The 25,189-nt window shown below is 43.0% G+C and carries 28 protein-coding genes and 1 other RNA gene; 4 read left to right on the forward strand and 25 right to left on the reverse strand.

Going from position 1 to position 25,189, the window contains the following annotated elements:
* Window positions 1–41 precede the first annotated feature (41 nt).
* From ACZ444_RS08035 to ACZ444_RS08060, 6 genes are all read right to left on the reverse strand, one after another.
* Window positions 42–1,181 (reverse strand): THUMP domain-containing class I SAM-dependent RNA methyltransferase, encoded by a 1,140-nt coding sequence (locus ACZ444_RS08035; RefSeq protein WP_382361465.1) that lies wholly within the window; start codon window positions 1,179–1,181, stop codon window positions 42–44.
* 124 nt (window positions 1,182–1,305) lie between these two features.
* Window positions 1,306–1,692, reverse strand: an RNA gene (gene rnpB, locus ACZ444_RS08040) — RNase P RNA component class B.
* A 60-nt stretch (window positions 1,693–1,752) separates the two neighbouring features.
* Window positions 1,753–2,058, reverse strand: a complete 306-nt coding sequence (gpsB, locus tag ACZ444_RS08045; protein ID WP_382361462.1) for a cell division regulator GpsB — start codon at window positions 2,056–2,058, stop codon at window positions 1,753–1,755.
* A 169-nt stretch (window positions 2,059–2,227) separates the two neighbouring features.
* The gene (locus ACZ444_RS08050; protein ID WP_382361459.1) at window positions 2,228–2,626 is read right to left on the reverse strand and encodes a cytidine deaminase; all 399 of its coding nucleotides are present in this window, start codon (window positions 2,624–2,626) and stop codon (window positions 2,228–2,230) included.
* A gap of 68 nt (window positions 2,627–2,694) precedes the next feature.
* Window positions 2,695–3,051 (reverse strand): DUF1798 family protein, encoded by a 357-nt coding sequence (locus ACZ444_RS08055; protein ID WP_382361456.1) that lies wholly within the window; start codon window positions 3,049–3,051, stop codon window positions 2,695–2,697.
* Window positions 3,052–3,205: 154 nt separating this feature from the next.
* The gene (locus tag ACZ444_RS08060) at window positions 3,206–3,370 is read right to left on the reverse strand and encodes a hypothetical protein (RefSeq protein ID WP_382361453.1); all 165 of its coding nucleotides are present in this window, start codon (window positions 3,368–3,370) and stop codon (window positions 3,206–3,208) included.
* A 153-nt stretch (window positions 3,371–3,523) separates the two neighbouring features.
* Between ACZ444_RS08060 and ACZ444_RS08065 the strand changes: the two genes are divergently transcribed.
* On the forward strand, window positions 3,524–3,631 hold the full coding sequence (locus ACZ444_RS08065; RefSeq protein WP_382361450.1) for a spore protein: 108 nt from the start codon (window positions 3,524–3,526) through the stop codon (window positions 3,629–3,631).
* Window positions 3,632–3,717: 86 nt separating this feature from the next.
* On the opposite strand, the gene ACZ444_RS08070 is transcribed toward ACZ444_RS08065, so the two are convergent.
* Window positions 3,718–4,674 (reverse strand): DUF2515 family protein, encoded by a 957-nt coding sequence (locus tag ACZ444_RS08070; protein WP_382361447.1) that lies wholly within the window; start codon window positions 4,672–4,674, stop codon window positions 3,718–3,720.
* 83 nt (window positions 4,675–4,757) lie between these two features.
* On the opposite strand from ACZ444_RS08070, the gene recU reads away from it, so the two are divergent.
* Together recU and ACZ444_RS08080 are read left to right on the forward strand one after the other, a co-directional pair.
* On the forward strand, window positions 4,758–5,348 hold the full coding sequence (recU, locus tag ACZ444_RS08075; protein ID WP_382361444.1) for a Holliday junction resolvase RecU: 591 nt from the start codon (window positions 4,758–4,760) through the stop codon (window positions 5,346–5,348).
* An 18-nt stretch (window positions 5,349–5,366) separates the two neighbouring features.
* A complete protein-coding gene (locus ACZ444_RS08080) occupies window positions 5,367–8,195 on the forward strand; it encodes a transglycosylase domain-containing protein (protein ID WP_382361441.1) in 2,829 nt (942 codons plus the stop codon).
* A 46-nt stretch (window positions 8,196–8,241) separates the two neighbouring features.
* Here ACZ444_RS08080 and nth read toward each other — a convergent pair whose 3' ends face one another.
* The 11 genes from nth to ACZ444_RS08135 all read right to left on the reverse strand — a co-directional run bounded on the left by nth (window position 8,242) and on the right by ACZ444_RS08135 (window position 19,595).
* Window positions 8,242–8,904: an endonuclease III gene (gene nth / locus ACZ444_RS08085; protein WP_382361438.1), complete on the reverse strand. Its 663-nt coding sequence runs from the start codon at window positions 8,902–8,904 to the stop codon at window positions 8,242–8,244.
* Between the two features lie 4 nt (window positions 8,905–8,908).
* Window positions 8,909–9,586, reverse strand: a complete 678-nt coding sequence (locus tag ACZ444_RS08090; RefSeq protein WP_382361435.1) for a DnaD domain-containing protein — start codon at window positions 9,584–9,586, stop codon at window positions 8,909–8,911.
* Between the two features lie 234 nt (window positions 9,587–9,820).
* Window positions 9,821–11,002 carry a pyridoxal phosphate-dependent aminotransferase gene (locus tag ACZ444_RS08095; protein ID WP_382361432.1) on the reverse strand — a complete coding sequence of 394 codons (1,182 nt, stop codon included), beginning with the start codon at window positions 11,000–11,002 and terminating at the stop codon, window positions 9,821–9,823.
* Window positions 11,003–11,006: 4 nt separating this feature from the next.
* On the reverse strand, window positions 11,007–11,555 hold the full coding sequence (locus ACZ444_RS08100; RefSeq protein ID WP_382361429.1) for a cell wall elongation regulator TseB-like domain-containing protein: 549 nt from the start codon (window positions 11,553–11,555) through the stop codon (window positions 11,007–11,009).
* Between the two features lie 295 nt (window positions 11,556–11,850).
* Window positions 11,851–14,649: an ATP-dependent DNA helicase DinG gene (gene dinG / locus ACZ444_RS08105; RefSeq protein WP_382361426.1), complete on the reverse strand. Its 2,799-nt coding sequence runs from the start codon at window positions 14,647–14,649 to the stop codon at window positions 11,851–11,853.
* Between the two features lie 54 nt (window positions 14,650–14,703).
* A complete protein-coding gene (locus ACZ444_RS08110; RefSeq protein WP_382361423.1) occupies window positions 14,704–15,693 on the reverse strand; it encodes a biotin--[acetyl-CoA-carboxylase] ligase in 990 nt (329 codons plus the stop codon).
* The gene (locus ACZ444_RS08115; protein ID WP_382361420.1) at window positions 15,660–16,868 is read right to left on the reverse strand and encodes a CCA tRNA nucleotidyltransferase; all 1,209 of its coding nucleotides are present in this window, start codon (window positions 16,866–16,868) and stop codon (window positions 15,660–15,662) included. The genes ACZ444_RS08110 and ACZ444_RS08115 overlap by 34 nt, the downstream gene beginning before the upstream one ends.
* Window positions 16,849–18,000 carry an N-acetyl-alpha-D-glucosaminyl L-malate synthase BshA gene (gene bshA, locus ACZ444_RS08120; RefSeq protein ID WP_382361417.1) on the reverse strand — a complete coding sequence of 384 codons (1,152 nt, stop codon included), beginning with the start codon at window positions 17,998–18,000 and terminating at the stop codon, window positions 16,849–16,851. Before bshA ends, ACZ444_RS08115 begins: the two co-directional genes overlap by 20 nt.
* Window positions 17,997–18,413, reverse strand: a complete 417-nt coding sequence (gene mgsA / locus ACZ444_RS08125; RefSeq protein WP_382361414.1) for a methylglyoxal synthase — start codon at window positions 18,411–18,413, stop codon at window positions 17,997–17,999. Before mgsA ends, bshA begins: the two co-directional genes overlap by 4 nt.
* Before the next feature lie 12 nt (window positions 18,414–18,425).
* The gene (gene dapB, locus ACZ444_RS08130) at window positions 18,426–19,226 is read right to left on the reverse strand and encodes a 4-hydroxy-tetrahydrodipicolinate reductase (RefSeq protein WP_382361411.1); all 801 of its coding nucleotides are present in this window, start codon (window positions 19,224–19,226) and stop codon (window positions 18,426–18,428) included.
* A 30-nt stretch (window positions 19,227–19,256) separates the two neighbouring features.
* Complete coding sequence (locus tag ACZ444_RS08135; RefSeq protein ID WP_382361408.1) at window positions 19,257–19,595, reverse strand: nucleotide pyrophosphohydrolase; 339 nt, start codon at window positions 19,593–19,595, stop codon at window positions 19,257–19,259.
* 151 nt (window positions 19,596–19,746) lie between these two features.
* On the opposite strand from ACZ444_RS08135, the gene ACZ444_RS08140 reads away from it, so the two are divergent.
* On the forward strand, window positions 19,747–20,619 hold the full coding sequence (locus ACZ444_RS08140; RefSeq protein WP_382361405.1) for a YitT family protein: 873 nt from the start codon (window positions 19,747–19,749) through the stop codon (window positions 20,617–20,619).
* A 98-nt stretch (window positions 20,620–20,717) separates the two neighbouring features.
* Here ACZ444_RS08140 and ACZ444_RS08145 read toward each other — a convergent pair whose 3' ends face one another.
* The 7 genes from ACZ444_RS08145 to ACZ444_RS08175 all read right to left on the reverse strand — a co-directional run bounded on the left by ACZ444_RS08145 (window position 20,718) and on the right by ACZ444_RS08175 (window position 25,081).
* On the reverse strand, window positions 20,718–21,404 hold the full coding sequence (locus ACZ444_RS08145; RefSeq protein WP_382361402.1) for a zinc metallopeptidase: 687 nt from the start codon (window positions 21,402–21,404) through the stop codon (window positions 20,718–20,720).
* A 64-nt stretch (window positions 21,405–21,468) separates the two neighbouring features.
* Window positions 21,469–21,714, reverse strand: coding sequence for a sporulation protein YpjB (locus ACZ444_RS08150; RefSeq protein WP_382361399.1), 246 nt, complete (start codon window positions 21,712–21,714; stop codon window positions 21,469–21,471).
* 39 nt (window positions 21,715–21,753) lie between these two features.
* The gene (gene lhaT / locus ACZ444_RS08155) at window positions 21,754–22,353 is read right to left on the reverse strand and encodes a lipoprotein heptaprenylglyceryl N-acetyltransferase LhaT (RefSeq protein WP_382361396.1); all 600 of its coding nucleotides are present in this window, start codon (window positions 22,351–22,353) and stop codon (window positions 21,754–21,756) included.
* A 74-nt stretch (window positions 22,354–22,427) separates the two neighbouring features.
* Entirely contained in the window at window positions 22,428–23,213 is a 786-nt protein-coding gene (locus ACZ444_RS08160; protein WP_382361393.1) for a menaquinol-cytochrome c reductase cytochrome b/c subunit, read from the reverse strand.
* Window positions 23,214–23,231: 18 nt separating this feature from the next.
* Complete coding sequence (gene qcrB, locus ACZ444_RS08165; protein WP_382361390.1) at window positions 23,232–23,906, reverse strand: menaquinol-cytochrome c reductase cytochrome b subunit; 675 nt, start codon at window positions 23,904–23,906, stop codon at window positions 23,232–23,234.
* Window positions 23,907–23,912: 6 nt separating this feature from the next.
* Window positions 23,913–24,428: a QcrA and Rieske domain-containing protein gene (locus tag ACZ444_RS08170; RefSeq protein ID WP_382361387.1), complete on the reverse strand. Its 516-nt coding sequence runs from the start codon at window positions 24,426–24,428 to the stop codon at window positions 23,913–23,915.
* 185 nt (window positions 24,429–24,613) lie between these two features.
* Complete coding sequence (locus tag ACZ444_RS08175) at window positions 24,614–25,081, reverse strand: DUF2487 family protein (RefSeq protein ID WP_382361384.1); 468 nt, start codon at window positions 25,079–25,081, stop codon at window positions 24,614–24,616.
* Window positions 25,082–25,189: the final 108 nt, after the last annotated feature.

Consider the following 25,189-nt stretch of genomic DNA (forward strand, 5'->3'; position numbering starts at 1 on the left):
GGGCGCTTTTGCCCCTGTTTTTGCGTAAAATGTACCATTTTTCATACGTTATTCTGTTTTTTTCCGAAGTACTGATAATAATCAGTCTGAATGAATCCGTTAAACAGTTTTCGTTTTTTTGTAGCTGTTTCGCCGTAGTATTTCTCAAATTCGGCAAATGCCGATAGGATATAGACACTCCATGAGGGGTGTGTGTGCATAATGCTGCCTAAATCTTGATAAAGTGAAGCAATTTCCGACTTGTCCCCAAGGCGTTCACCGTATGGCGGGTTCGTTACCAAATAGCCATTGGTCGCCGTAATTGTCAGATCACGTGCCTGCATTTGTTTCCAGGTAATCAGATCACCAAGTCCTGCCTCTTCAGCGTTACTTTTCGCAATGCCAATCAGCTTGTGATCGATATCCGATCCCCTAATGTTAAGCTTCTGATCGTAATTGGCTTTATCTTCTACTTCTTCAAAGGCTTCGTCCCAATAACGCTTCTTAATCCATTTCCACTCTTCAGAAGCAAAATCGCGATTAAAGCCAGGTGCGATATTCTGACCGATTAATGCAGCTTCGATCGGAATCGTTCCCGAACCGCTGAATGGATCAAGGAATGGTTCATCCGGTTTCCAATTCGTCAGCAGAACCAGGGCTGCTGCCATGGTTTCTTTTAATGGAGCTTCACCCTGCCCTGTGCGATAGCCCCGCTTATGTAATCCCGAACCAGATGTATCAATAGTCAATACAGCCTCATCTTTATGTATCGCTACTTCAACTTTAAATAGCGCACCCGTTTCAGCTAATTTTCCGGCTACACCGTACTTTAACTTTAAACGCTCCGCAATCGCTTTTTTGACGATAGCCTGACAATCGGGGACGCTGTGCAGCGTTGATTTCACTGACTTTCCTGAAACAGGGAATTTCCCCTCTTCAGTTATAAACTGTTCCCATGGCAATGCTTTTGTCGCTTCAAATAAGTCATCAAACGTCGCAGCTTCAAATTGTCCTATCTGCAGCTTGACGCGATCCGCACTCCGAAGCCATAAATTACTGCGAGGGATAGCTGATATGGGCGCATCATACATAACTTTGCCGTTATCAACCTGCACGTCATAACCTAATTGCTTAACTTCTTGTGCAACGACTGATTCCAGTCCCATAGCTGCTGTTGCTAGCAACCTTACTGTTTGTGCCATAACGTTTTTCCTTTCGTTTTAGAGTAAAAGCATAATCAGTTTACCACATGCTGGCGTCATTTAAAAAACCTTTCTGAACTGTATCAGAAAGGTTACCCGTTAATCGTTAAAAGACCATTGAATACTTGATAAGCCATGTTCTGTTCCGTGGTACTTTTGCGGTGGTCAGCCTTGTACATCCGGTCGTAATCATCTATCTACAGACATAAACCTATGCCTGTCCCTTTTTCGGTTCAATTCCCTAATCAAGGATGCCCCTACCAATATTTGGGTTGCTCACTCGTGGGGTTTACCGCGTTCCACCCGGACTGTTTCCAATCCAGCTGCGTCACTGTGGCACTTTCAAGTGTCATTATCCCTGTCATTTGATTTAGGATGTTCCACTGCCGTTAGCTTGTTCGGGCTACCCTGACTTATGACTTCATCAGGCACGAACACTACAGGCATCGCAGCCTGTGTGAGCATGGACTTTCCTCTGTATATGATAGATATACAGCGATTACGCAAGTACTCAATTCATTTCGTCATTCATTATAGCACAAATCTTAAACAAATACACTGGTAATTTTAATCATGATTCGGAATCTGTCGATTTTTTGCCGAAAACAGCTTTTTCAAGGTTGGACACACGTTTAAGTATATCGTAATTGACTTGGTGATTCGGTGCAGATGTGCGGCTTTTCGCCTGATCAGGCTGTTTTTTGAGCCGCTCATTCTCCTGCTGCAGTCTATCAATCTCCTGCTGGAAAGTTTCATAATCCTGTATAACTGTATCCAGAAATTCATCGACCTCTTCCTGATTGTAGCCTCGCATACCTGTTTTAAATTCTTTTTCCAGTATATCTTTTCCTGTCAGCTGAATCTGATTGGCACTCATTTCTCCGTTCACCTCAGACTGTCAATTATTCATGTATATAACAATACCTGTCCATAGGAATTTATATGACCTTATGATGTCATGTATGCCTAATTCAGTATAACATGATACCCGTTTGTTGTCTCATACCAACTTCACGCTTCACCAAATGGGGCTGAGCATGCTGGCCTCATTTGTCCATATCATCTGACTGGAATGAAAATGGCAGCAGATCATCAACTGTGACAGGCTTCGTTTCATTATTGTTGTTTGTTAAATAAATGACCGTGTCATGATCAAAAAATTCACTCATAACTTGACGGCATGAACCGCATGGCGGGACTGGCCGTTCTGTATCAGCCGCGACTGCCATCTCCGTGAACGTATACTCACCATCCGAAATAGCGTTGAAGATAGCTACACGTTCAGCACAGCAGCTGACTGGGTAGGCAGCGTTTTCAATATTGCATCCTGTATAGACCTTTCCAGATCCCGTTATTAGAGCAGCGCCAACTGGAAAACCGGAATAAGGAACATAAGCTCGTGCTTTCATTTCATTTGCATTATCCAGTAATGTCTGTGACCCCATCTTATTTCATCTCCTATAATGTGAGTGAGAGAATATTATAAGCAAAAATATGTGGTTTGTAAAGGGATTCAGACCTTTTTCAGTTCATTAAGCAGCTGATCCAGAATGAACTGGATGGAGTGATGAAATTCCATATACTGCTTGCGTCTCACGTCAACATAGTAACTGTTGAGCAGCAAAAGCTCCATATTCTCGCGTGTTGATGAGACCTGCTGCGGATGCATATTTATCTTTCGTTCTTTAACAGCCCTGAGTGCATTTTCCTCCCATTCGGCGAGTAGTGCATAAACAGGTTCTGTGCGCTTTTTAACCATTTCAAAAAAAGCTTTATCGAGTTTGCTTTCCGGTGGATTATTTGCCTCATAAATTGCTTTCAATTGATCAAGCTGTTCAACAAGCTGTCTGGTTTGCTGTTCTAACGTCATACCAATCCTATCCTCTGCTATAGTTTAATGGCCATTTCCAGTTTACCATTCAGATTGTTAAAAAACAGCCGGTATAACGACCTTTTCCTGAAATGGAGGCAAATTCAAATGAGAAGCAGTAACATGGCAGCTTCGAATATTAATGCAACTGATATTATTTATGCTGTTTAAAACGCGGCTGATAAGACTTCTCGAAACGTCCATCGCTAACTGTTGTTATTTTTTCTTCCATTAGATGTAATTGATCAGCTAGTTTGGTTAGTGCTTTTTCGGCTTCCTGCTTCTGCTTGGATTGGTGTTGTTTAAGAGGGATGGTCATTAGGAAAACATCTCCTTTTTTATAATACCTATAGTCGTATTTCGTGTTTTGCCCCCTATTCCCTTCCTGTCCGACAAAACTAGAAGAAGCATGCTAAAAACCGTGTAGATCCTTGTTTTTTAGACACACTAAAGACTGTTAGGAGGGAAGCATATGGGCAAAAAGAAACCATCTGAACAAAAAACAAACCGCCATCATCAGAAACAAGCAAACCGCAGCCGCGATAAAAAATTAGACGGCCCGAACCGCCCTTCAACCTGAAACGCATAAACATGGTACAGAAAATACGTGTCTAAATTAGGAAGAATGTCTTATAAAAAGGATTTGTGCTATCACAAATCCTTTTTTTACGTTAAAATATCTTTGACATGACTGTAAGCATACATCAGCCGTCGCCGGTTATAAAATTGCTTTTTAATTTGGGGATCTGGGGTTAAGGATACAGTGGCCAGCCACTTTGCTTGAACCCTTTTTCGTTTATTCCAGTCTCGCCGCCATTTATCCTGATGAGCAATGACCGGATAGACCGAACGCAGCAGAGGAGCGGCTTCTATCTCTATACCGCAATAGCGTTCATAATCCCGCCGTGAGCCGGTATGTTCAACTGACTGGGCAAATTCAAGCAACGGGCGGTAAACCTGCGGGTGGAACACAATCGAGGCGAGTGTTTTCCCCATTTCAATTCGTTTATTAATACTTGTAAAGTCATGAACGAATGCACCATATACATGCTGTGATGCTGTTGGCAGCAAAACAGCGTTTAAAAGGAAAAAATCCTGCAGGAAATATGCTGGACGCAGGAAAACACGGTACTTAAAATAGTCCTGCTTAATAACAGGATGCTCAATAACATTTTGCTCATTGATGATAAGCGCCAGCATTAGGCGCTCAGCATCCTGATGCTGCCAAAACACTTCCCACTCCTGTTGCATGTAGCGGGAAACCTGAAACGCCGGTAATAAATGAAACAGTGACTGCTGGGTATCTATCGAAAGCTGATAAAGCAATAATTGCGGATAGGCATCTGCAAAGATAAGCCAGTTAGAACGTTCATAAGTCATAAACATGCTCCAGCGCTGCCTGGCTGAAAGGATTGCTATAAAAGGGGACAGCCATAAGTCCGTCATATTCCAGCCTGCATTCCGGGAAACCATACTGGCCAAAAAAGCCCACTTAATTTCCGGAAAAGCGGCATAAAAACGCTGATAAGCTTTCGTACGAGCAATATTATCCACGTTGTGCTTATCGGTTTGGGATCGTATATAATGGATATAATCATGGTTGTGCCACCGGAAAGTTGTCATGCAATAACTCCTTTTTTACGTATATATAGTCAATGATTGGTTTTTTTGATATGATACTGTAATCAGGTTTAGGAGGCGTATCAGTGGATTATCCAAACGGCAAAAAAAGTCAGTATTCCCGCCGTCCATCGGCAGCAAATCAAACCATGAGCTTTAGTAATCGGGGGATGACACTGGAAGCGGATATAAACGCAACCAACACGTTTTATCGTGAAATGGATAAGGCTATGATCCATAAAAAGCCGACACCTGTTCAAATCGTTAACGTTCATTATCCCAAGCGGAGTGCCGCTGTTATTACAGAGGGCTATTTTAAGCAGCCTTCTACTACCGATTACAATGGCATATATCGTGGACAGCATATTGACTTTGAAGCCAAGGAAACAAAAAATAAGACTAGGTTCCCGCTTGGCAACATTCATGAACATCAAATAAGCCATATGAAATCGATAGCCACGCACGGCGGTATAACCTTTTTAATTATTCGTTTTTCTGTCTATAATGAAACCTATTGCATCCCTGCTGAAACATTTTTCCCATTCTGGGATAATCATTTAAATGGCGGGAAAAAGTCGATCCCGTATGAAACAATTCAGCGTCAGGGTTATCGCATTCCATTTCATTATCAGGCAAGAGTTGACTACCTGACCATTATTGATCAGCTTTACTTTTAGGTTGAAGGAGGATGCGTTATGGCGACAAATGGCCAGTCCCGCACTGCTAGAAGAAAACAGAAAAAAACGGCCAAAAAACCCACTTGGAAGAAAGTGCTTCTGATTATTGGTATTGCTGTACTCGCTATTGGTATCGGTGTTGGAGCACTGTTCACGTATTATATTGCCACAGCACCAGCAATTGATGCATCAGAACTCGAATCACCTTATTCATCTGAATTATATGATATGGACGGCGATTTTTTTGCAGATTTGGCAGGAAGCGAGCAGCGTACGAAAGTTGAATATGATGAATTGCCGCAAGTCTTGATTGATGCGGTTATTTCTACCGAAGATACACGTTTCTTTGAACACCATGGTGTTGATCTTTACCGGGTGGGCGGAGCTATCCTTGCCAACTTGAAAAATGGCTTTGGTTCTGAAGGTGCCAGTACTATCACACAGCAGCTTGTGGAAAAATCTTTTCTCTCACCGGAAAAGAAAATAAGTATTAAAGTACAGGAAATGTGGCTTGCCCTGAAGCTGGAGCGGCAATATTCCAAGGAAGAGATACTGCAATTTTACTTGAACAAGATTTATTATGGCAATCAGGCCTATGGTGTTGGAAGAGCAGCTGAGCTGTATTTTGGCAAAAGCGATCTCAGTAAACTGACATTGCCAGAGGCGGCTATTTTGGCTGGTTTACCGCAGAGACCAACGGGTTATAATCCATTTGAGCATCCAGATGTCATGAAGGATCGGATGCATACTGTGTTGGATCGCATGGTAGCTAATGACACTATAAAGGAAAGTGAAGCCAAAGAAGCCAAAGATGTGGACATCCCTTCGCTTCTGAGAGACAAAAAACCTGATCCAACGCCTTATCAGGCGTTTCTGCAGGAAGTGCGTGACGAGGTTAAAGAAAAAGTTGACGGCGCTGATATTTACACAGATGGGTTAAAGATTTATACAACGATTGATCAGGACGCCCAGGATCGTGTTGAATTCTTACTTTCTGATGATGCCGATAATCCAGTAAAATACCCTGAATCGATTGTCGATTCCCAGGATAAGGAACATAAAATGCAGGCCGGTATGACTGTTCTGGATACAAAAACCGGTGCTATACGCGCGATTGGCGGTGCCCGCGGCGGCCTTAAAAATGATGGGTATAACTATGCAACGGATATAGATCGTCAGCCAGGATCGACATTCAAACCAATCATGGATTATGGCCCAATCATCGAAAATGAAAAGTGGTCAACGTATCATCAATTAAATGATGATGGCCCCTATGATATTGCTGGAAGTGATGAAACAGTTACAACATGGGCAAGTCAGTATTATGGCTGGGTCAGCATGCGTTATGCTCTGCAGCAGTCACTGAACGTTCCAGCTGTTAAAACGTTTGATAAAGTCGGGCTTAAGCATGCTAAGTCATTTGCTCAAGGTCTTGGCATTTCAATTGGCGATACAGATATGAAACTAACCGATGGCATTGGCGGAGGCAAAATTGGCACGAATCCGCTTGAACTTGCGGGTGCGTACAGCGCGTTCGGTAATGATGGTGTCTATAACAAGCCTTATGCTGTGACAAAGGTAGAATTTCCAGACAGCGGCAGAACGGTTGAATTAACACCAGAGCCTGAGGCGGCGATGTCCGAATCAACGGCTTATATGATCACCGATATGCTGCAGACCGTCATTGAAGAAGGAACCGGCACACAAGCGAACGTACCTGGTTTGCCGGATGCTGGTAAAACAGGCACCACGACACGAGAAGGTGTGGATGGTTCACCGGATTCCTGGTTCAGTGGCTATTCGACAAATTATACCGTTTCGGTTTGGACCGGGTTTAATAATAATAATATAGCTGTCCCTGATACAAAAGTATCACAAGCGTTATATAAAAACATGATGGCGGAACTGTCGAAAGATACGGAGACAGCAGATTTCACCAAACCTGATTCAGTTGTGGAAGTACCCGTAGAAAAGGGTACAGACCCTGCCAAATTGCCTAGTGATTATACGCCGTCGTCTAAAATTGTAAACGAACTGTTTGTGAAGGGGACAGAACCAACGAAAACATCCGAACATTTTGAGGATCTTGATCCAGTCAGTGACTTGGAAGCTAACTATGATGAAGATGCCAATACGATTCAACTTGAATGGGACTACGATTCAGACGATGATGTTTCTTATGACGTCAGTGCGCGTATCGATGATGGCGACATGCAGAAACTGTCGTCAACCGATGATACGTCGATGGAAATTTCTGATGTGGAGTCAGATGCCGCATATGATATTCAAGTGGTAGCGAGAGATGATGATGGCCATACAAGTGATCCGGCTTCTGCGACCATTAAAGTGCCCGGAGACGAAGATGAAAATGAAGGAGAAGATGAAGGAGAAGATGAAGGAGATATCCCCGGTGTTAGCAATCTGAACGCTAAACGGGACAATTCAAATATAGATGTATCCTGGCAATATGATGGACCGCCAGCTCAATTTGAAGTTGCCGTGGCCGGTGGAAACAGCCAGCAGCAGACACAAACGGTCGCATCGAACGGAATCATCATTCAAGGCGTGCAGCCGGGTTCGTACACAATAACCGTGACCCCGATTGGTCAGAATGAAGGTAACAAGGGCGAATCGAACCGCACCCAGATTGAAATAGAAGATAATTCTGATAATCAGTCAGAGGGAAACCAGCAGGATAATAACAATCCTCAAAATGATAGTCAGAATGGAAATAACGATAACCAATCCGAGAATAACCAAAATAATGGTAATAATGATCAGGGAAATGGTGATGACGAAAATAACGAAAATGACGAAGATAACGAAGATGGCGGGGACGAAAATTGATCGTCCATTTAAAAAGAGACAGCTCCCAATTTTGGGAGCTGTCTCTTTAGGTTTTGGCAGCGTTTTTCTTTTTCATGCGTTTCTGCCCTTCCCTGCATAACGTCAAAAGCGGGCATTCTGAGCATTGCGGATTCTTGGCTGTACAATAATACCGGCCGAAAAAAATCATACGATGATGCGTATCCGCCCACTCGTCTTTTGTGACCTTTCGCATCAGCGTTTGCTCTACTTCCAGCACTGAATCCTTCCAGCGGCATATTCCTAAACGTTTAGCGACGCGTTCCACATGTGTATCGACGGCAATTGCTGGTTCGTTAAAGGCAACAGATGCGACGACATTAGCTGTTTTACGGCCGACACCTGCCAGTTTCATCAGTTCTTGTTTTGTCTTTGGCACCTCTCCGCCGTAATCATCAATAAGCATTTGGCAAAGCTTACGGATATTTTTGGATTTATTGCGGTATAAGCCAATCGATTTAATATCCTGCTGCAGCTCTTCTAAGGGAACAGCCAGATAATCCTCTGGTGTGGTATATTTTTGAAATAGTGAAGAGGTAACTTTATTGACTAAGTTATCTGTACACTGAGCTGATAGTACAACCGCAATCAGAAGTTCGAATGGATTCGCATGATCCAATTCACACTGTGCTTGCGGATACATCTCCTTCATTACATCCAGACAGTACTGAACCTGGGATTTGTTCAACATTCCCCTATTCCTCCTCGAGCCAATTATAATAAATCGATGTATCCCGTTCAGAGCTGCCGGAATCCTGTTTGGGCGCTTGTTTTTGATGGAAGGCTTTACTGCTTTGGCGCGCCTCTTCAACTGATTGAATACCTTTCTTCTTCCAGTCACGCAGAATACGATCAATATACTTAAAATTAAGTTTCCCCATTAATACTGATTCTCTCAAGCCAGCTTTTATAAGCTCAGGCGGCAGATTATCTTCATCAAGCCATGTATTGATCATTTCAATTTCAAAGGGTGATAAAGGCCGTCCAAACTCTTGTTCAAATAAGATAAAGATTGTTCCATCATTGTTTTCTTTCGCTTCCTGTTTTTCAGCAAATAACACTTCCCATAATGGATTAAGACTATACGCCTCAGTTATTTCGTTTTGCTCATTTCTAAATTGTTCAATGGATAAAAATTGCTGCTGAATAAGCTTGCGCAAAATATTAGCGCATTCCTTTTCAGTGATAGTTAAATGATTGGCCAAATCACCAGGCGTCGGAAAGTCATTTTTCTCATGTAAAAATCGCAGCAGCTGCAAAATAACCATGACTTCTCTTTCCGTCAGACCCAATGCGGCATATTTATCAAGTAATTGAACGGGTACAGGCACTTGGTTCAGTAAGATATCCTGATATGAAATAAATTTTGCCATACATGATACACCTCATTTCCAAGTATAGCACGATAAGGCCATGAATCTTAAACGAAGTCATTAAAAATGTGCTGTTATCATTATACGATCCCGCCGATATTTGTTAATACAGGCATTCACTTACATTCAGAACTGTCCGGCGAAAAAACCCTTGCACTTCAAGGGCAAGGGTTTTTCTGACAATGGTTGTTAAGACCCATAGGTTTCTGGTTTACAGATCGTGCGTTTCCAGTATTATGAATGCACTTCTGCAAATCGCCTGATTCGCTTGGCAGCTTCCTTCAGTGTTTCAGTTGAAACAGCATATGATAATCTTACGTTGCTCGGGGCGCCAAATCCGCTTCCCGGAACCAGAGCAACTTTTTCTTCCTCCAGCAAAGCTTTGACCCAGTCGTCAGCTGAATCAAATCCGCCTTTACGAACAGCTTCCTGTATGTTCGGGAATAGATAAAAAGCTCCTTTTGGTTTAACGCAGGAAATACCTGGTATATCCTTGAGCAAATCATACATGAGATTCAGCCGTTCATGAAATATCTCCCGCATTTGGTTAACTGGCTGATCGTCTGAACGGTAAGCGGCCAGTGCCGCATACTGAGCGATTGATGCTGGATTAGAGGTTGAATGGGATGCGAGACTGGTCATAGGCTGGATAATGTCCTTGGGCCCAGCGGCATAGCCAATTCGCCAGCCTGTCATTGCATGTGATTTGGACACGCCGTTAATAATGACTGTATTGGCTTTGAATTCATCAGATAGTGCCGCGACAGATACATGATCATCACTGGAATAAATTAATTTTTCATAAATTTCGTCAGAGATCATTAACACATTCTGCTGCACACAAACGTTTCCCAGCTGTTCCAGTTCCTGCTGATTGTACATCATACCAGTTGGATTGCTTGGTGAATTGATAATGAAAGCTTTTGTTCTCGGTGTAATAGCTTGTTTTAACTGATCAGGTGTGATTTTAAAGTCATTCTGTTCGTCAGCATTAACATAGACAGGCTGTCCTTCAGCTAATTTAACCTGTTCAGGGTAACTTACCCAGTATGGCGCGGGGACAATCACCTCATCTCCCTTATTCAGAAGCACCTGAAAAAGGGTGTACAAAGCATGCTTGGCCCCTGTTGTGACAATCACCTCATCAGAAGCATATGTCAGTTCATTATCACGTTTAAGTTTAGCTGTAATAGCCCCTTTCAATTCCGGTATACCGCCTGATGGTGTATATTTGGTTAACCCTTGACGCATCGCTTCCTCGGCTGCATCAAGAATATACGCGGGTGTATTAAAGTCCGGTTCCCCGACACCAAGTCCGATGACATCGTATCCCGCACTCTTCAGTTCGTTTGCCTTAGCTGTGATGGCCAGTGTAGCTGAAGGGGTTAATGATTTAACCCGATTTGCCAATTCCATTGAATCACTCTCCCTCGATTAGTTGATTATAACGCTGCAGCTTGATCTTTGTGCCGTCAAAAATAGAAAAAAGCGCCATAACATATCGATTTTTTGCGTCTTTATAGGTCGCTTCCCAAACCGGTTCTGGCCCATCTTCATCTTCTGCAGTGACACCCGGATCTATGCCGATCATTGTACATGATGAACATTCGCTGTTCCACTGATTTCGAATTGTTTCTTTGGAAACCATATCTGATTGTTGCACTGTGAGAGCTTCAGCCTGGTCCGTATCGAAAGGATAAAAAACGATCATTTTCCCCTTTTTCGCTTTTCCATAGACTGTGTAATAAGCTTTTTCACCATGATAACGCTGAATTTTATTAACGGTATTTAAGGACGTTTCTTTAAGAACCTGCTCCCTTACACGGTCAAAGTCGGCTGTACGGGAATCCTCGATGGTCTGATACAAATATACACCGAAAATAATACTCACTATAAGCAACAGACCTATGCTGCCGCACACCCATTTGAGCCACGCCGGAAACGTCATCCTGGTGATTTTATTAAACATTCTTCAATATATCCTGTTTGTGATATATCCGGCTTTGAATAACCATTATTTAGCCTCCGTTAATAAAGACTGTCAGCTTTATCATATTTTGCTACTTATACCGTTAATGGTGATGCAAACACTACGAGTAACGTTGAAATGAAATGAGCAGATTTGCATTTACAGCATACCGTATAACAAGCATTGCGGCAAATGTGTTTCCTTTAAATTTCAACAAAATTTCCGGCCCCATACTCTCTGGATACTGATGCAGTGCGACTGCATCAGTATTTTTCTTTGTGATCCGTCGCATTCGTTAAAACCATTCGGCTGCCTTTTTAATTAGTTCACGTGTCGAATCATACGTTTGTGGCACCGATGGGATAGAGTCGGTGAAGAACGTGCCATACTTTGCTTTTATAATACGTGCATCACAGACAAATACGATGCCCCGGTCACTGGCTGAACGTATAAGGCGTCCAAATCCCTGTTTAAACCGGATAACGGCGTTAGGCAAAGCCATGTCAAAAAAGGGATTCTTCCCCTCTTTTTGCAGCGAATTGGACTTGGCTTCATAGACAGGATGGTTTGGCGGTTCAAACGGCAATCTTACAATCACAAGACATGATAAGTCCTGTCCGGGGACATCAACACCTTCCCAAAATGAACTTGTACCTAAAAGAATGGACTGATTGAATGATTGAAAATTCTTTTTCAGTCTGGTCCTGCTGCCACTGGAAATACCCTGGGCAATTAGCATATACGTGTCAGTATCAATGGTTTCACTTAATAAAGCATAGGCTTTACGGAGCATATCATAAGATGTGAATAATACCAGCATACGCCCATCTGTTATATGCGCCAGAGAAATAATGGCTTCACATGTCGCTTGGATAAATGCCTCCTGATTTCCGTACCTTATGTCCGGAAAATCATTGGGAACCATGAGCTGCACCTGTTCCTGGTAGGGAAATGGTGACGGAATCTTGGCTGTCAGCAGATTTTCCGGAGAGAGCCCAAGTCTTTTCTGACTGTACGAAAATGAATTTCGAATCGACAGCGTTGCACTGGTTAAAACAATGCTGTCCTTTTGATTGAAAAGATCATTTTCCAGCAGTGCTGAAATATTGGTCGGTTCACTGTATAAATACACAGCATTTTTTGCGCCGTGCGCTTCAATTTCCATCCACTTCACCATCTGGTCATCCGATGTTAAGAAGAGTTGTTCCGCGCGGTCTATGATTGACTGAAGCGAATCCATGTGTTTAGGCAAGTCATTTGCATCACTGTGGTCAGCGGATCCTTCCAGTTTTTCTTTCAGCTGCGAAAGCATCTGAATCAGATCACGGAGATAAGATGTCAGCCTTGTGACCATTTCTTTTATGACTGACCAGGACGCATCGTCTTCTTTTTCTTCATAAAAGCGGTATTGTGTCCTTCCAATATCACTGAATGTTTTACGCGTCTTTTTCTGGTCGATGACATACTGAAACAGCATGCGGAACAAATCATCGAGTTCATATCTTGCCTTGCTATGAATAGCGTTCCATTTTTCTTCCGGAAAATAAACGGTTTCACTGCCTGACGCGCGCTGCAGCAGTTTGGCCAGCCAATTTTCACTCTTTGTTTCGCCAATTTGCGACAGAATATTCTGGGCATAGACATAATGAAGCCGCAGACCATAGTGTTTAGAGGCTGTTTCTTCCAAATGATGCGCCTCATCGATAATGGCTTTATCGTAGGATGGCAGCAATTGAAAGTCATTAAAGATGTCTGTGCACAGTAACGCATGATTTGTTATAACAATATCAGCCTGCTGCGCTCTTTTGCGGGCACGCTGATAAAACGAACGGGAGAACCACACTGATGACGGATCAGGCGGTCCCTCAGCGTCGGTTGAGATTTGCCGGTAGAACACATAGCCGCTGGAAGGAAGCTGAATTTCATCAATGTCCCCTGTTTCCGTTTCAGTCAGCCAGACAAGTATCATGGCTTTAGTAAGAGTGATGTCATAATTATCTGATTCCCTTGAGGCTAAAACCCGTTCAAACTTTTCCAGACTGATGTAGTGCTGTTTGCCCTTTAACAACGCGGCATCAAAAGAAAAAGGAACAAGTCTGCGAATGAATGGTATTTCCTCTTCAAGCAGCTGTGTCTGCAACTGGGTCGTATATGTGCTGATAACGACTTTTTTCTGTGTGGTTACAGCTTCATAGACAGCAGGCAGCAGATAAGCCAGCGATTTTCCAGTCCCGGTTTCTGCTTCGATCAATGCATGCTGCTTCGTTTGGAACGCATCGTATACTGTCTCGGACATGGTGCGCTGACCGGTCCGTTTTTCATAGTGCGTCATCTGCTGTTCCATTGTACCTTGCGTTTCATAAATGGCATCCAGGTATTCTCCAAAGAATGTGTCAACCTGCGGAAGGTCAGATTTGGCATTAGCCATGCTTTTAATCGCAAGTCCCCTGTAGACATCACTATCAGCACGCTTGTCAGATAAATAAGCAAGTCTCTGCCTCTGCTGGTCTAATAAATGGTATAAATCCGAGTCCAAGTCCTTTTCCAGCCACAGCAAATGATCTATTGTTTCATATGGCAGTGATCGCAGCTTCTGCAGCAAAGCTAATAATATGTGAGCTGTCATACGGGCATCGGTAATGGCACGATGCGGCTCATCATGATGAATTTGCAAGTAATCTGCCAGCTGCCCTAATTTAAATCCCGGAGCCTGGGGATAAAGAAAACGTGCAAGCTCGACTGTGTCTAACACAGCATTATGTAAAGCCGGAAAACCACTTGCAGTAAGCTCTTCGTTTAAAAAGCCGAAATCAAACGGCACATTATGAGCCACAAGGTAGCCTCCAGCAAATAAGTCAGTAATTTCTGCGGCCTTTTCCGCGAACACAGGTGCATTTTCCACGTGTTTGTCACAGATTCCTGTTAAATTGCTTATAAAGGCAGGAATTGGCATATTCGGATTTAAAAAAGTTGAAAAATCATCTGTTATGGTGCCATTTTCAATGACAACAATGCCTACTTCAATAATTTTATCTGGATTTACCGGTGAATGACCGGTTGTTTCTAAATCAATTACAACATATTTTTCATTCATTTTGCCACCTTACTCTCGTTAAACTTACCCAGGGAACATATGTATCATGCCCCGTTACGTAAGCCAGGAAATTTCACCGGAATACACGTTTTGCGTTTCACCAGCATCTGTCTGAACAAGCAATGCCCCATCATCTGCAATACCGGCCAAAACAGCTTCAAATACTGTCTGGTTTGTCTGTACTCTAATTCTTTCACCGATGCGGTATGCATATGTTTCCCATTTTGTTTTTATACCAGAAAAACCGATGTCAATGAAGGCATCGTACGTTTTCTCAAACGAGCGCAGCAGACTCTGAATCAGTGGAACAATCGGCTGGTCCTCACCTGTTTCTGACTTGATAGAAGCTGCCTGTTGTTTAAGGGGTGCAGCAAAATCGTAGAGTGTCTGATTGACATTCACGCCAATTCCTACAATGACATACTGAGTCCGGTCCTGTTCAGCCTGCATTTCAGTTAATATGCCAGCTATTTTTTTATGGTTGATAAGCAGATCATTCGGCCATTTGATAGCTGGCGCTGCTGCTGTTTGTTTTGTTATGACATCGGCAAGAACTGTTGCTGTTAAGAGTGTTAGCCGTGTTGCTGCAGCAGGCGTTATTGCTGGGCGCAAGATCAAACTCATCCATACACCCTTATTTTTGGCTGATTTCCAGGCACGGCCCATCCGTCCCCGGCCATTTGTCTGTTCGTCAGCTATGACCACCGTTCCATGTTCAGCATTGTTGCGGGCAGCTTGCTGGGCTATTTCCTGTGTTGATTCTGTCGATGTTTTATGGATAATTTTTTGGCCCAGCCATTCAGTCTCCAAACCCCATTGAATCGTATTTGGACTTACTTTATCCGGTGACTGAACAATTCGGTACCCTTTACGGGGAATACCCTCAATGACATAGCCATCCTTTTCTAATTCCTTCATATGTTTCCAGATAGCACTGCGCGAGATATGCAAACGGTCAGATAATAATTGACCGGAGATGTATGTACCCTCAGTCGTCGTTAATAGTTCAATTAAGTGATAACGGGTGGATTGCATTTTAACCATTCCTTTAAAGTTTCCTGACGGTTCGCAAGCTGTCCTGTCACAACCTGTTTTTCAAGCTGGTCAAGCGTTCTGCCAATCCAGCGGCCAGGTTCGTAAGCAGGAAAAACCCGGCGCAGTTCTGTTCCATCAATTTCCAGATCTTTCTTGGAATGGATGGGAAGTGAAGCTTCAATTTGCCTGACTGCATACGCTGACAAATCTTCAGTAAGCAGTATATTAACTAATCTGCAAAAATCACTATAAACATTCGCATCTAAACTATAGACAAGCCAGTGATCCAGCCCTTTGCTATGATAATACGACAGAGCTTCAGCTAAGGCAGAAGCGTCATGTTTAATCTGGTTAGAACATTTCCATTGCTTCACCCACTCTTGAATGGGTATGGCTGGTTCAATCCAGTGGAACAAGGCAATGACTGCCCCGAAAGACTTTAACGATTTCATATGCTGCGGTATACGCCCTGTTATAGCTGGATAATCTTTTAAAATGGGTAAATAGCCGGAGAGTGCTATTGTCTTAAAATAATGCATGCCTGTATTAATATACTGCCCTTCGAAGAATTTCGCTGTCTCCTGGGCAATCCGTTCTACAGCAATCGTTGCGATACCAGCATTCAACGTATTCATCGCTGTTAGAGTCGCTTCTTCAATCTGAAAACCAAGCTGACTGGAAAATCGGAGAGCGCGCAGAATACGGAGCGGATCTTCCCGGAAACGTTCATAGCTGTTTCCGACGGTACAAATCAAGCCCTTTTCCAAATCTTCCTTGCCATTGAATGGGTCAATCATGATCCCGTGTCGGTTCATAGCCAAAGCATTTATCGTGAAATCGCGTCTCTGCAGATCCTGATCAATTGTCTGAACAAACTGAACGGCGTCAGGATGGCGCTGATCTGAATAGTCATCTTCCACTCGGAATGTTGTGACCTCATAAGACTGCTGATCGTATCTTACAATCACTGTCCCATGCTGTAAGCCGACAGGGATGACTTTCTCAAACATTTGCTGAACTGTCTGCGGATGAGCAGATGTAGCAATATCAATGTCACCAATAGGCCGGCCAAGAAGCCAGTCTCTGAGGCAGCCACCAACAAAGTAGGCTTTGTGACCATTTAATTCCATTCGTTTCAGTATATCACATGCTTGTTCAAATTGTTTAGGTACCGGCACCTGCATCACCACTCATGTCACTGATAAGTTCATCATATAAATCAAGGTATTGTTTGACAATATCCCTTGAATAAAAGTGTTTTCGGGCATATGTCAAAGCATTTTGAGCATATTGCTTCTTTAAATCATCATCCTGAAGTAAGTAAACGGCATAGCCCGCAGCTGAATCGATATCACCGGGTTCAACAATAAACCCGGTTTCACCATGTTCGATCACTTCCGGAATACCTCCTGTGTTTGTGCCAATACAAGGTACTTCGCAAGACATAGCCTCCAGAAGAACCAGGCCAAAACTTTCTTTTTCCGACATCAGCAATTTTAAATCAGAAATTGATAGCAGATCACTGACATTTTTTTGTTTGCCTAAAAACAAAACGTGCTCGTTAAGTCCGAGTTCAGATACAAGCTGATACATTTCGGAGTATTCCGGACCATCGCCAACTAAAAGAAGTTTAGCCTTGACGTCATTTTTAATTTGCTGAAATGTGTAGATAACATCCTGGACCCGCTTAACTTTACGGAAATTGGAAATGTGAATGACAATTTTTTCATCTGCTGCAATGCCATATTGTTCACGGATTGATGGGTTGTCCGTTTTTGCATAATCGTCTTCATTGACAAAGTTATAAATGACCCGTATAGCTTTGTCAGCTTCAACAGTATTGTACGTTTGGTTGACAAGACTGTCGGAAACAGCTGTAACAGCATCAGATTGTTCGATGCCGTACTTAATCATTTTCTTGAGCGAATGATCAATGCCGAGCACCGTGATATCAGTCCCATGCAGGGTTGTAACAATCTTGACGTCATGTTTAGCGATACCTTTTGCCAGGATGGCACAGACAGCATGCGGCATAGCATAATGAACGTGCAGGACATCCAGTTTCTCCTGGTCGATGACTTCTGCCATTTTATTGGCAAGCGCAAGATCAAATGGCGGGTATTGAAACACCGGATAATGATTAAGTTCGACTTCATGGTAATAAATATTGGGATGGACCTCGTTTAGACGGAATGGCAGGCTGGACGTTATAAAATGGATTTCATGACCGTCTTTTGCCATCATCATCCCTAATTCTGTAGCGATAATACCTGAGCCACCGACTGTCGGGTAGCATGTGATACCTATTTTTTTCATGTGATAGGACCTTCCTGTTTCATTTCCTTAACACTCTGTCTTATATCATCCCGCTGTAGAGACTGGATTAGTATCTCAGCTGCTGCCGGGTTAGTTGCCAGCGGAATGAGATGAACGTCACATAAGCGCAACAGAGCACTGACATCCGGTTCATGCGGCTGTGCTGTCAGCGGATCGCGGAAAAAAATGACGATGTCCATGTCGTTATTGGCAATCTTTGCTCCTATTTGCTGATCTCCGCCAATGGGTCCGGATTGAAAACAATGTACCGATAAACCCGTCCCCTCGGCGATCTTTTCACCAGTTGTACCCGTGGCAAACAGGTTGTGTTCCTGAAGCGTGTGCCGGTATTTTTTGGAAAAATGAAGGATCTCCGGCTTCTTTTTATCGTGAGCAATCAATGCGATATTCATGGAACCACTCGCCTATTCAAGTATATTTTCCAGTCCATAAACAAGTCCGTTTAATGACATAACCGTGTTCACCGAAAGTTTAACCCCTTCCATAAACGATGCGCGGTTGTAAGAGTCATGTTTGATAGTCAGGGTCTGACCAGGGCCTCCGAAGTCAACTTCCTGATGCGCCATAAGTCCAGGCAGCCTGACACTATGAATGTGCACGCCATCCGTTTCAGCACCCCGTGCACCATCCATAACTTCTTTTTCGTCTGGATGGCCCTGCTGTTTGCTTTCTCGTGTTTCCTGCATCATCTGAGCCGTTTTAACAGCTGTACCTGAAGGCGCGTCCAGTTTCTGATCATGATGCTTTTCAATGATTTCAACATCCGGCAGGTATTTAGCAGCTGTTTTGGCAAATTGCATCATCAGGACGGCTCCAACGGCAAAATTGGGAGCGATGATACAACCAATGTTGTTTTGCGCTGCCAAATTCTCCAGTTCAGTAATTTGATCGTTCGTAAAGCCGGAGGTTCCCACAACTGGACGAATCCCCTGTAAAAGGGCTGCTTTTGTATGCTCAAAACCTGTCCCAGGCACAGTCAGATCGATCAAAACATCTGCATCCACTTTTTGAAAACATTGCTCAGGATCGTCAAAAATGGGGACATCTAAATCGGGAGCGCCATCAAGGTCGTTTAGGGTCTGGCCATTATTCTTTCGATCAATACAGGCAGCCAATTCGAACGTTTTGTTACGACTGACCATCTGTACAGCTTCGGAACCCATCTTTCCCCTGGGTCCGGCAATAACAATATTAATTGACATCATTTCATCCTCCTGTGCTGTTGAATGACGGTGTTAGTCTTTATGTGTCCAGCGATCGCTGTCACGTGTTTCGATTTTTTGCATTGACGTATCAAAAGCTTCAGATAGATCAATATCAAGTGAATTGGCGAAACAAGTTAAGACAAATAGGATATCACCAAGTTCGTCTTCGACCGTATTTACTTTTTCCGTTGTTTTTTTAGGCTTTTCACCATAATAATGATTGATTTCCCGGGCCAGTTCACCTGTTTCTTCACTTAGTCTGGCTATGAGGCTCAGCGGTGAAAAATACCCTTCTTTAAATTGGGATATGTAATCATCAACCCGTTTTTGCATTTGATCTGTCTGAAAAGCCGGGTGATCTGTCGTCATGTCCATCGCCTCTTTATTAGAAGTTAATCTGGTTTCATCTTAGCTAAAAGCAGCCATTTTGACAAATTATTGGCCTTTTTTGACTTGATTGCTTTTTACATGCAAGCTTATAATAAGCACTATCTGATTTAACAGGAAAGGAGGTTCTCGAATGCTGTTTGGGCTTAAGTTAAAAAATATCCTGTTTATTTTGCTTGGATCGGCTATTTTTGCGTTTGGTCTTGTACATTTTAATATGGAAAATAACCTTGGTGAAGGTGGTTTTACAGGGCTGACGCTGCTTTTCTATTTTCTGTGGAATTGGGATCCATCCATTTCGAATATCGTTCTTAATGTCCCGATCTTTTTCATTGGATGGAAATATCTTGGACGCAACACATTTATTTACACGATTATTGGAACCTTCGCTGTTTCCCTATTTTTGGACCTTTTTCAAATAAATCCTCTGCAGATTGATCTGCAGTCTGATATGACACTTGCATCCTTGTTTGCGGGGGTTTTTGTTGGCATCGGTCTGGGAATTATTTTTCGCTACGGCGGTACAACAGGCGGCGTTGATATTCTCGCAAGACTTGTCAATAAGTATGCCGGCTGGACAATGGGAAGAACCATGTTTTTATTTGATCTGCTGGTTATTGCAACCTCTATTATCACCTATTTGGATATGATACAGGGAATGTACACATTGCTCGCCGTTTACGTTGGCTCAAGAGTTATCGATTTTATTCAGGAAGGTGCTTACGCGGCCCGCGGGGCAACAATCATATCCGGACACAGCCAGGAGATCGCACAAGCCATTATTGAAAAAATGGACAGAGGCGTTACGGTCTTAGATGGACGTGGAAGTTACACAGGCGAAAAACGTGATGTCCTGTACTGCATTGTTGGCCGAAATGAAATCGTCCGGCTGAAAAACATGATTGATGCGATTGATCCCCAGGCATTTGTAGCTATGAGTCCCGTGCATGATGTTGTTGGAGAAGGCTTTACTCTGGACGAAAATAAAAATAAACTTCAGGACTGATGCGTCTCGTGTAACGGTTAAGCAAACAAAGAAAAATGGGCCGCAGACTCCAAATGCGCCCCATTTTTCCTGCAAGTATTATATTGTAAGCTGTGTTATCACTCACTGCTTGCGCTATAAATGAATATAAACCGAGCTAATTCAGCAACAGCGACAAGCGCAGCAGCCACATAGGTTAACGCAGCAGCATTCAGGACTTTCTTTGTCTCGCGCTCTTCATTATTGCGTATGACACCAGTTGATACGAGTTGTGTCATGGCTCGGCTGGAAGCATCAAATTCCACCGGCAGTGTCACCAGCTGGAAAAGCACAGCGGCAGACATGAAGACAATACCAAGTAAAATCATGTTGGTCATATCAAAAAATATGCCAGCCAATAAAAAGAAGATAGACAAATTGGAGCCCGTATTAGCGATTGGGACTAAAGCATGTCTGAATCTTAGAAACGCATAGTCCTGGTCATCCTGAATAGCATGTCCTACTTCGTGTGCAGCAATAGCGGAAGATGCCATCGACTGGCCATGATAGATGTCTTTGGAAAGATTGAGTGTCTTTTTTTGCGGATTGTAATTATCCGATAACGTTCCTTTTGTTTCCCGAATCTGTACATCATAGATACCATTCTCATTCATAATCTGACGAGCAACTTCAGCACCTGTCATACCAGATGATGTCGCTTTTTTGGAGTATGTTTTATACGTCTTTTTTACTTTTGATTGCGCCCATATCGGAATAATCATTAGAAGCGCTATATAAATTAAATAGCCGCCAATACCCTCGAGCATGTTCATTCCTCCATCACTTTTTATACTTCCGTAAATGTTATTCTAGGCTGTTAGTCAAAGACCGTCAACTATTTGAATTTTTATCAGATTGTTTCCGTTTTTCGGCTTTATACTTACGCCAGCTGACATACGTCAATGTAATGGCTATCGATCCGCCAACGATGCCTACTACCCAGTAAAACGGTACCATCGTCACATTGCCAGCAGCATCAGCTGGATGAGAATCTGCAAAGGCGATCATCGGTGCTGATAAAAGGCTGGCAGCCACTAAACACAGCGCAATTACCAGTAAACGCTTCAAGTCCTTCATGGTGTCACCTCACATAACATCTTCTCTACAATGTATGTGTTAATGAATCCATATATTACTTGTCATACTGCGATTTTTTGCCTTAATGGTTAAAATGTAAGCCAGCCCAATTGATACAATACTGAGCCAAAAGGTAAAATAGCCTATCTCATTCATATAAGTCATTAACGACGAGTAGACGGGCATCTGTCCAAAAACATAATCAATGATATCATTATGAAGAACCCACACAGCTGCAACAGCTATATGACGCCCTGCAATTTTATAAAACGGGGCATACAAGAGACCCTGAATTGCCATAGCGCCATGCGAGACCATCAGCATATAGCCCGGCCATCCCAGTGATCCTTCTACAGCTAATGTCAGTAAGTTCATAGCAACTGCCCAAACACCATATTTAAATAAACTTATCACGGCCAATGCTTCAATATAAGGAGCGTTCTTCCTGAAAAGAAAAAACAGCAGCACAATCGTAAAAAAGAGGGTGGCCGTCGGACTGTCAGGAACAAAAGGCAGAAAAAGGGCTGGCGTTTCAGCCATTTGATAACGATACCAATAAAATCCGTAAACTGTACCGAAAAAATTGATGATAAACAGCAACCATAATACCCGTTTATCACCCAATATGTATTTTATCATGACATATTCCTTTCTTATTAGAATAAAAACACCTTCACCAGCAGTGCTTGGCAAAGGTGTTTTTAACTGACAAGCTAGTTGTCATCCTCATCTTTATTCACGGACACTATAAATTCAGCAAGTGTCTGCAATTCTTCATCAGATCCTGAAAACTGACCTGCCGGCATAGATCCAATTCCATTTTGGGCAATGTCCTTAACCTCGTCAACAGAATGATCAACACCAATTAATGGTGGTGCCGACGCTCCTCCTTGAAGATCTTCACCGTGACAGCTCATACAATTATCCTTGAATACTTTATAGCCATCGGAATCCTTGTCAATATCTGTCTGTTCAGATGGCGGAATGGGCTGATTAGCCTCCGCCCGCTGTTCCCAATTAACTTCAGATGCCGATTCATAGGTCAGCCAAAAGACCGAAACAAGTGCCAGAAGCATCATGCCAACAGCAACGGGACGCCGATGGGGCCGTCTGCCCGGACCTTTATCCAGAAAAGGAGCTAATAGCAACCCGCCGAAAGCCAATCCGGGAATAACGATAATACCAATTAAAACGAATGGACCACTGGCAAAGTCATATTTCAGCAATTGATATAAAAATAAGAAGTACCAGTCAGGCAGTGGTATATAACCTGCATCAGTTGGATCAGCCATTCCCTCAAGCGGGGTTGGGTCGGCTATTGTGAGACAAAGAAAACCGACTAAAAATACAGATCCTGCCAGCCATTCTTTCAACAGGAAATTCGGCCAAAACGCTTCAGTCCTGCCAGGATACTCTGAGTAGTCTTTTGGTATATTCGGTTTGCGTTCAGCGGAGATACGGGAATCCCCGACAAACTTCATTCCTTTACCCTTATGCACAGCTCACCCTCCTCTTTATTATAATGGTCCGGATATTCCCTGCTTACGGATTAAGATAAAGTGTACACCCAGTAAAACGAACAATACAGCAGGCAGGAAAAAGACGTGAATCGCAAAAAATCTGGTCAATGTCTGGGCACCGACAATATCTTCATCGCCAGCAAGTAATGTTTTAAGTTCGTCCCCAATAAACGGGACGTCTGATGCAATATTTAATCCGACTTCAGTTGCAAAGTATGATTTGTTATCCCAGGGCAGAAGGTAACCGGTGAATCCCAGTCCAAGTATGCTGAAAAACAACAGGACACCAACCATCCAGTTAAGCTCACGCGGCTTTTTGTATGCGCCCTGGAAAAACACACGCAACGTATGTAGCAATAGCATGACGATTACCACACTGGCTCCCCAATGGTGCATTCCACGCACAATCTGGCCATGTGCCACTTCTGTCTGCAAATAGTAAACAGAACGCCAAGCATTTTCGATATCCGGTACATAATACATCGTCAAGAACATGCCGGAAAGTATTTGGATAACCACGACGAAAAAAGTCAGTCCGCCAAAACAATAAACAAATGCGGAAAAATGATGAGCCGGATTAACGTGTTCAGGGACTTCGTGGTCTGCCAAATCGCGCCATAATGGTGTTACATCAACGCGCTCGTCTATCCAATCATATAACTTTTGCAGCATTGCCCCTTAATCCTCCTCTCTTGGTACTGCCTTACCCAGAAACAACATACCATTTTCGACTTTTTGTTCATAAATATCTAATCCCTTTGGCGGCGGTGTTCCTGGAACATTTTCGCCATCCTTATAGTACAGCCCGCCATGGCAAGGGCAATAATACTTATCGGGATGGTCATCGCTGCCTTCCCATGAAACAACACAACCAAGATGTTTACAGATTGGCGAAAGCGCAACGATGTCGCCATTGTCATTTTTAAAAACCCACGCTGATTTAGTTACATCGGATTCATACCAGCCATCTTGCTGGCTTATCTCCCAGTCCACGCGCTGTGGTTCACTTGTAATATCATCGACGGCAATCTGAACGTTGCTGAAATCGCCATCATTTGTTTCTTTCTGCAGAACTGGATCAATTGCCATTCTTAATGGCGAAACGATTAAGCCAGCGGCCATAAATCCACCTACACCTGTAAGCGTGTAATTCAAAAACTGACGACGGGATACAGGTTGTTTGTCTTTGCTCATTAAATTTCCCCCCTCTATACATTTTTCACGGACCTTATTATATAATCAAATTACTAGGACACTGCTATCATAGCGTAAACTCTTGATCCGGTCAATATTTTCCATTTTCTGTACTGATTTGCAGTGTGCCTCTTCTTTAAGTATATCAGATGCTTGAGATGAAATCGAAAAAATATGCGTTTAATTCAAACTTTTTTCCAATAGGAACGTATTAACTTTGTTATTTCCTGCACCTGACTGCGCATAAAACTTTGCAGCTCATTTGATTTTATGGATTCGAAAGCAGCTGATTGAAGCCATAATAATGTTCCTTCCAACTCCTCTTCCCTGGTTTTCCAATCTGAATCCAGAGTGACAAAAAATATGTAGCTAAACGGCTGTGAGCGAATATCACTAACCCATGTGTGCAAACGATCCATTTCCGTTTTCTTATCTGCTGTTGCCAGATAAGCGAAATCCGGTGTTAAAACGACCCGGCCAGTCAGTTCCTTTTCAAGCTCGCGCGTGAATAAAGTGATCATATCGCGCTGAAATGCGTTGTGCTCAAGATTGGCATCATCTGACAACTGAAAGGGAAGCAATGGAATAATGGCAGTATCTACATATTCTTTAGCCTCACTATATTGCTGCAGATCTTCCTTAGTCCATTTCATAGTTTGCGTCTTTTCCTCCTGTCTATACATTTATTCTAAAATAGGTTATTTAACTTTATATTAGCCCACTGATACCAGGAAAAGCAACCTTAGAAACCCCTTTCATTG

The sequence above is a fragment of the Lentibacillus kimchii genome (assembly GCF_055381965.1).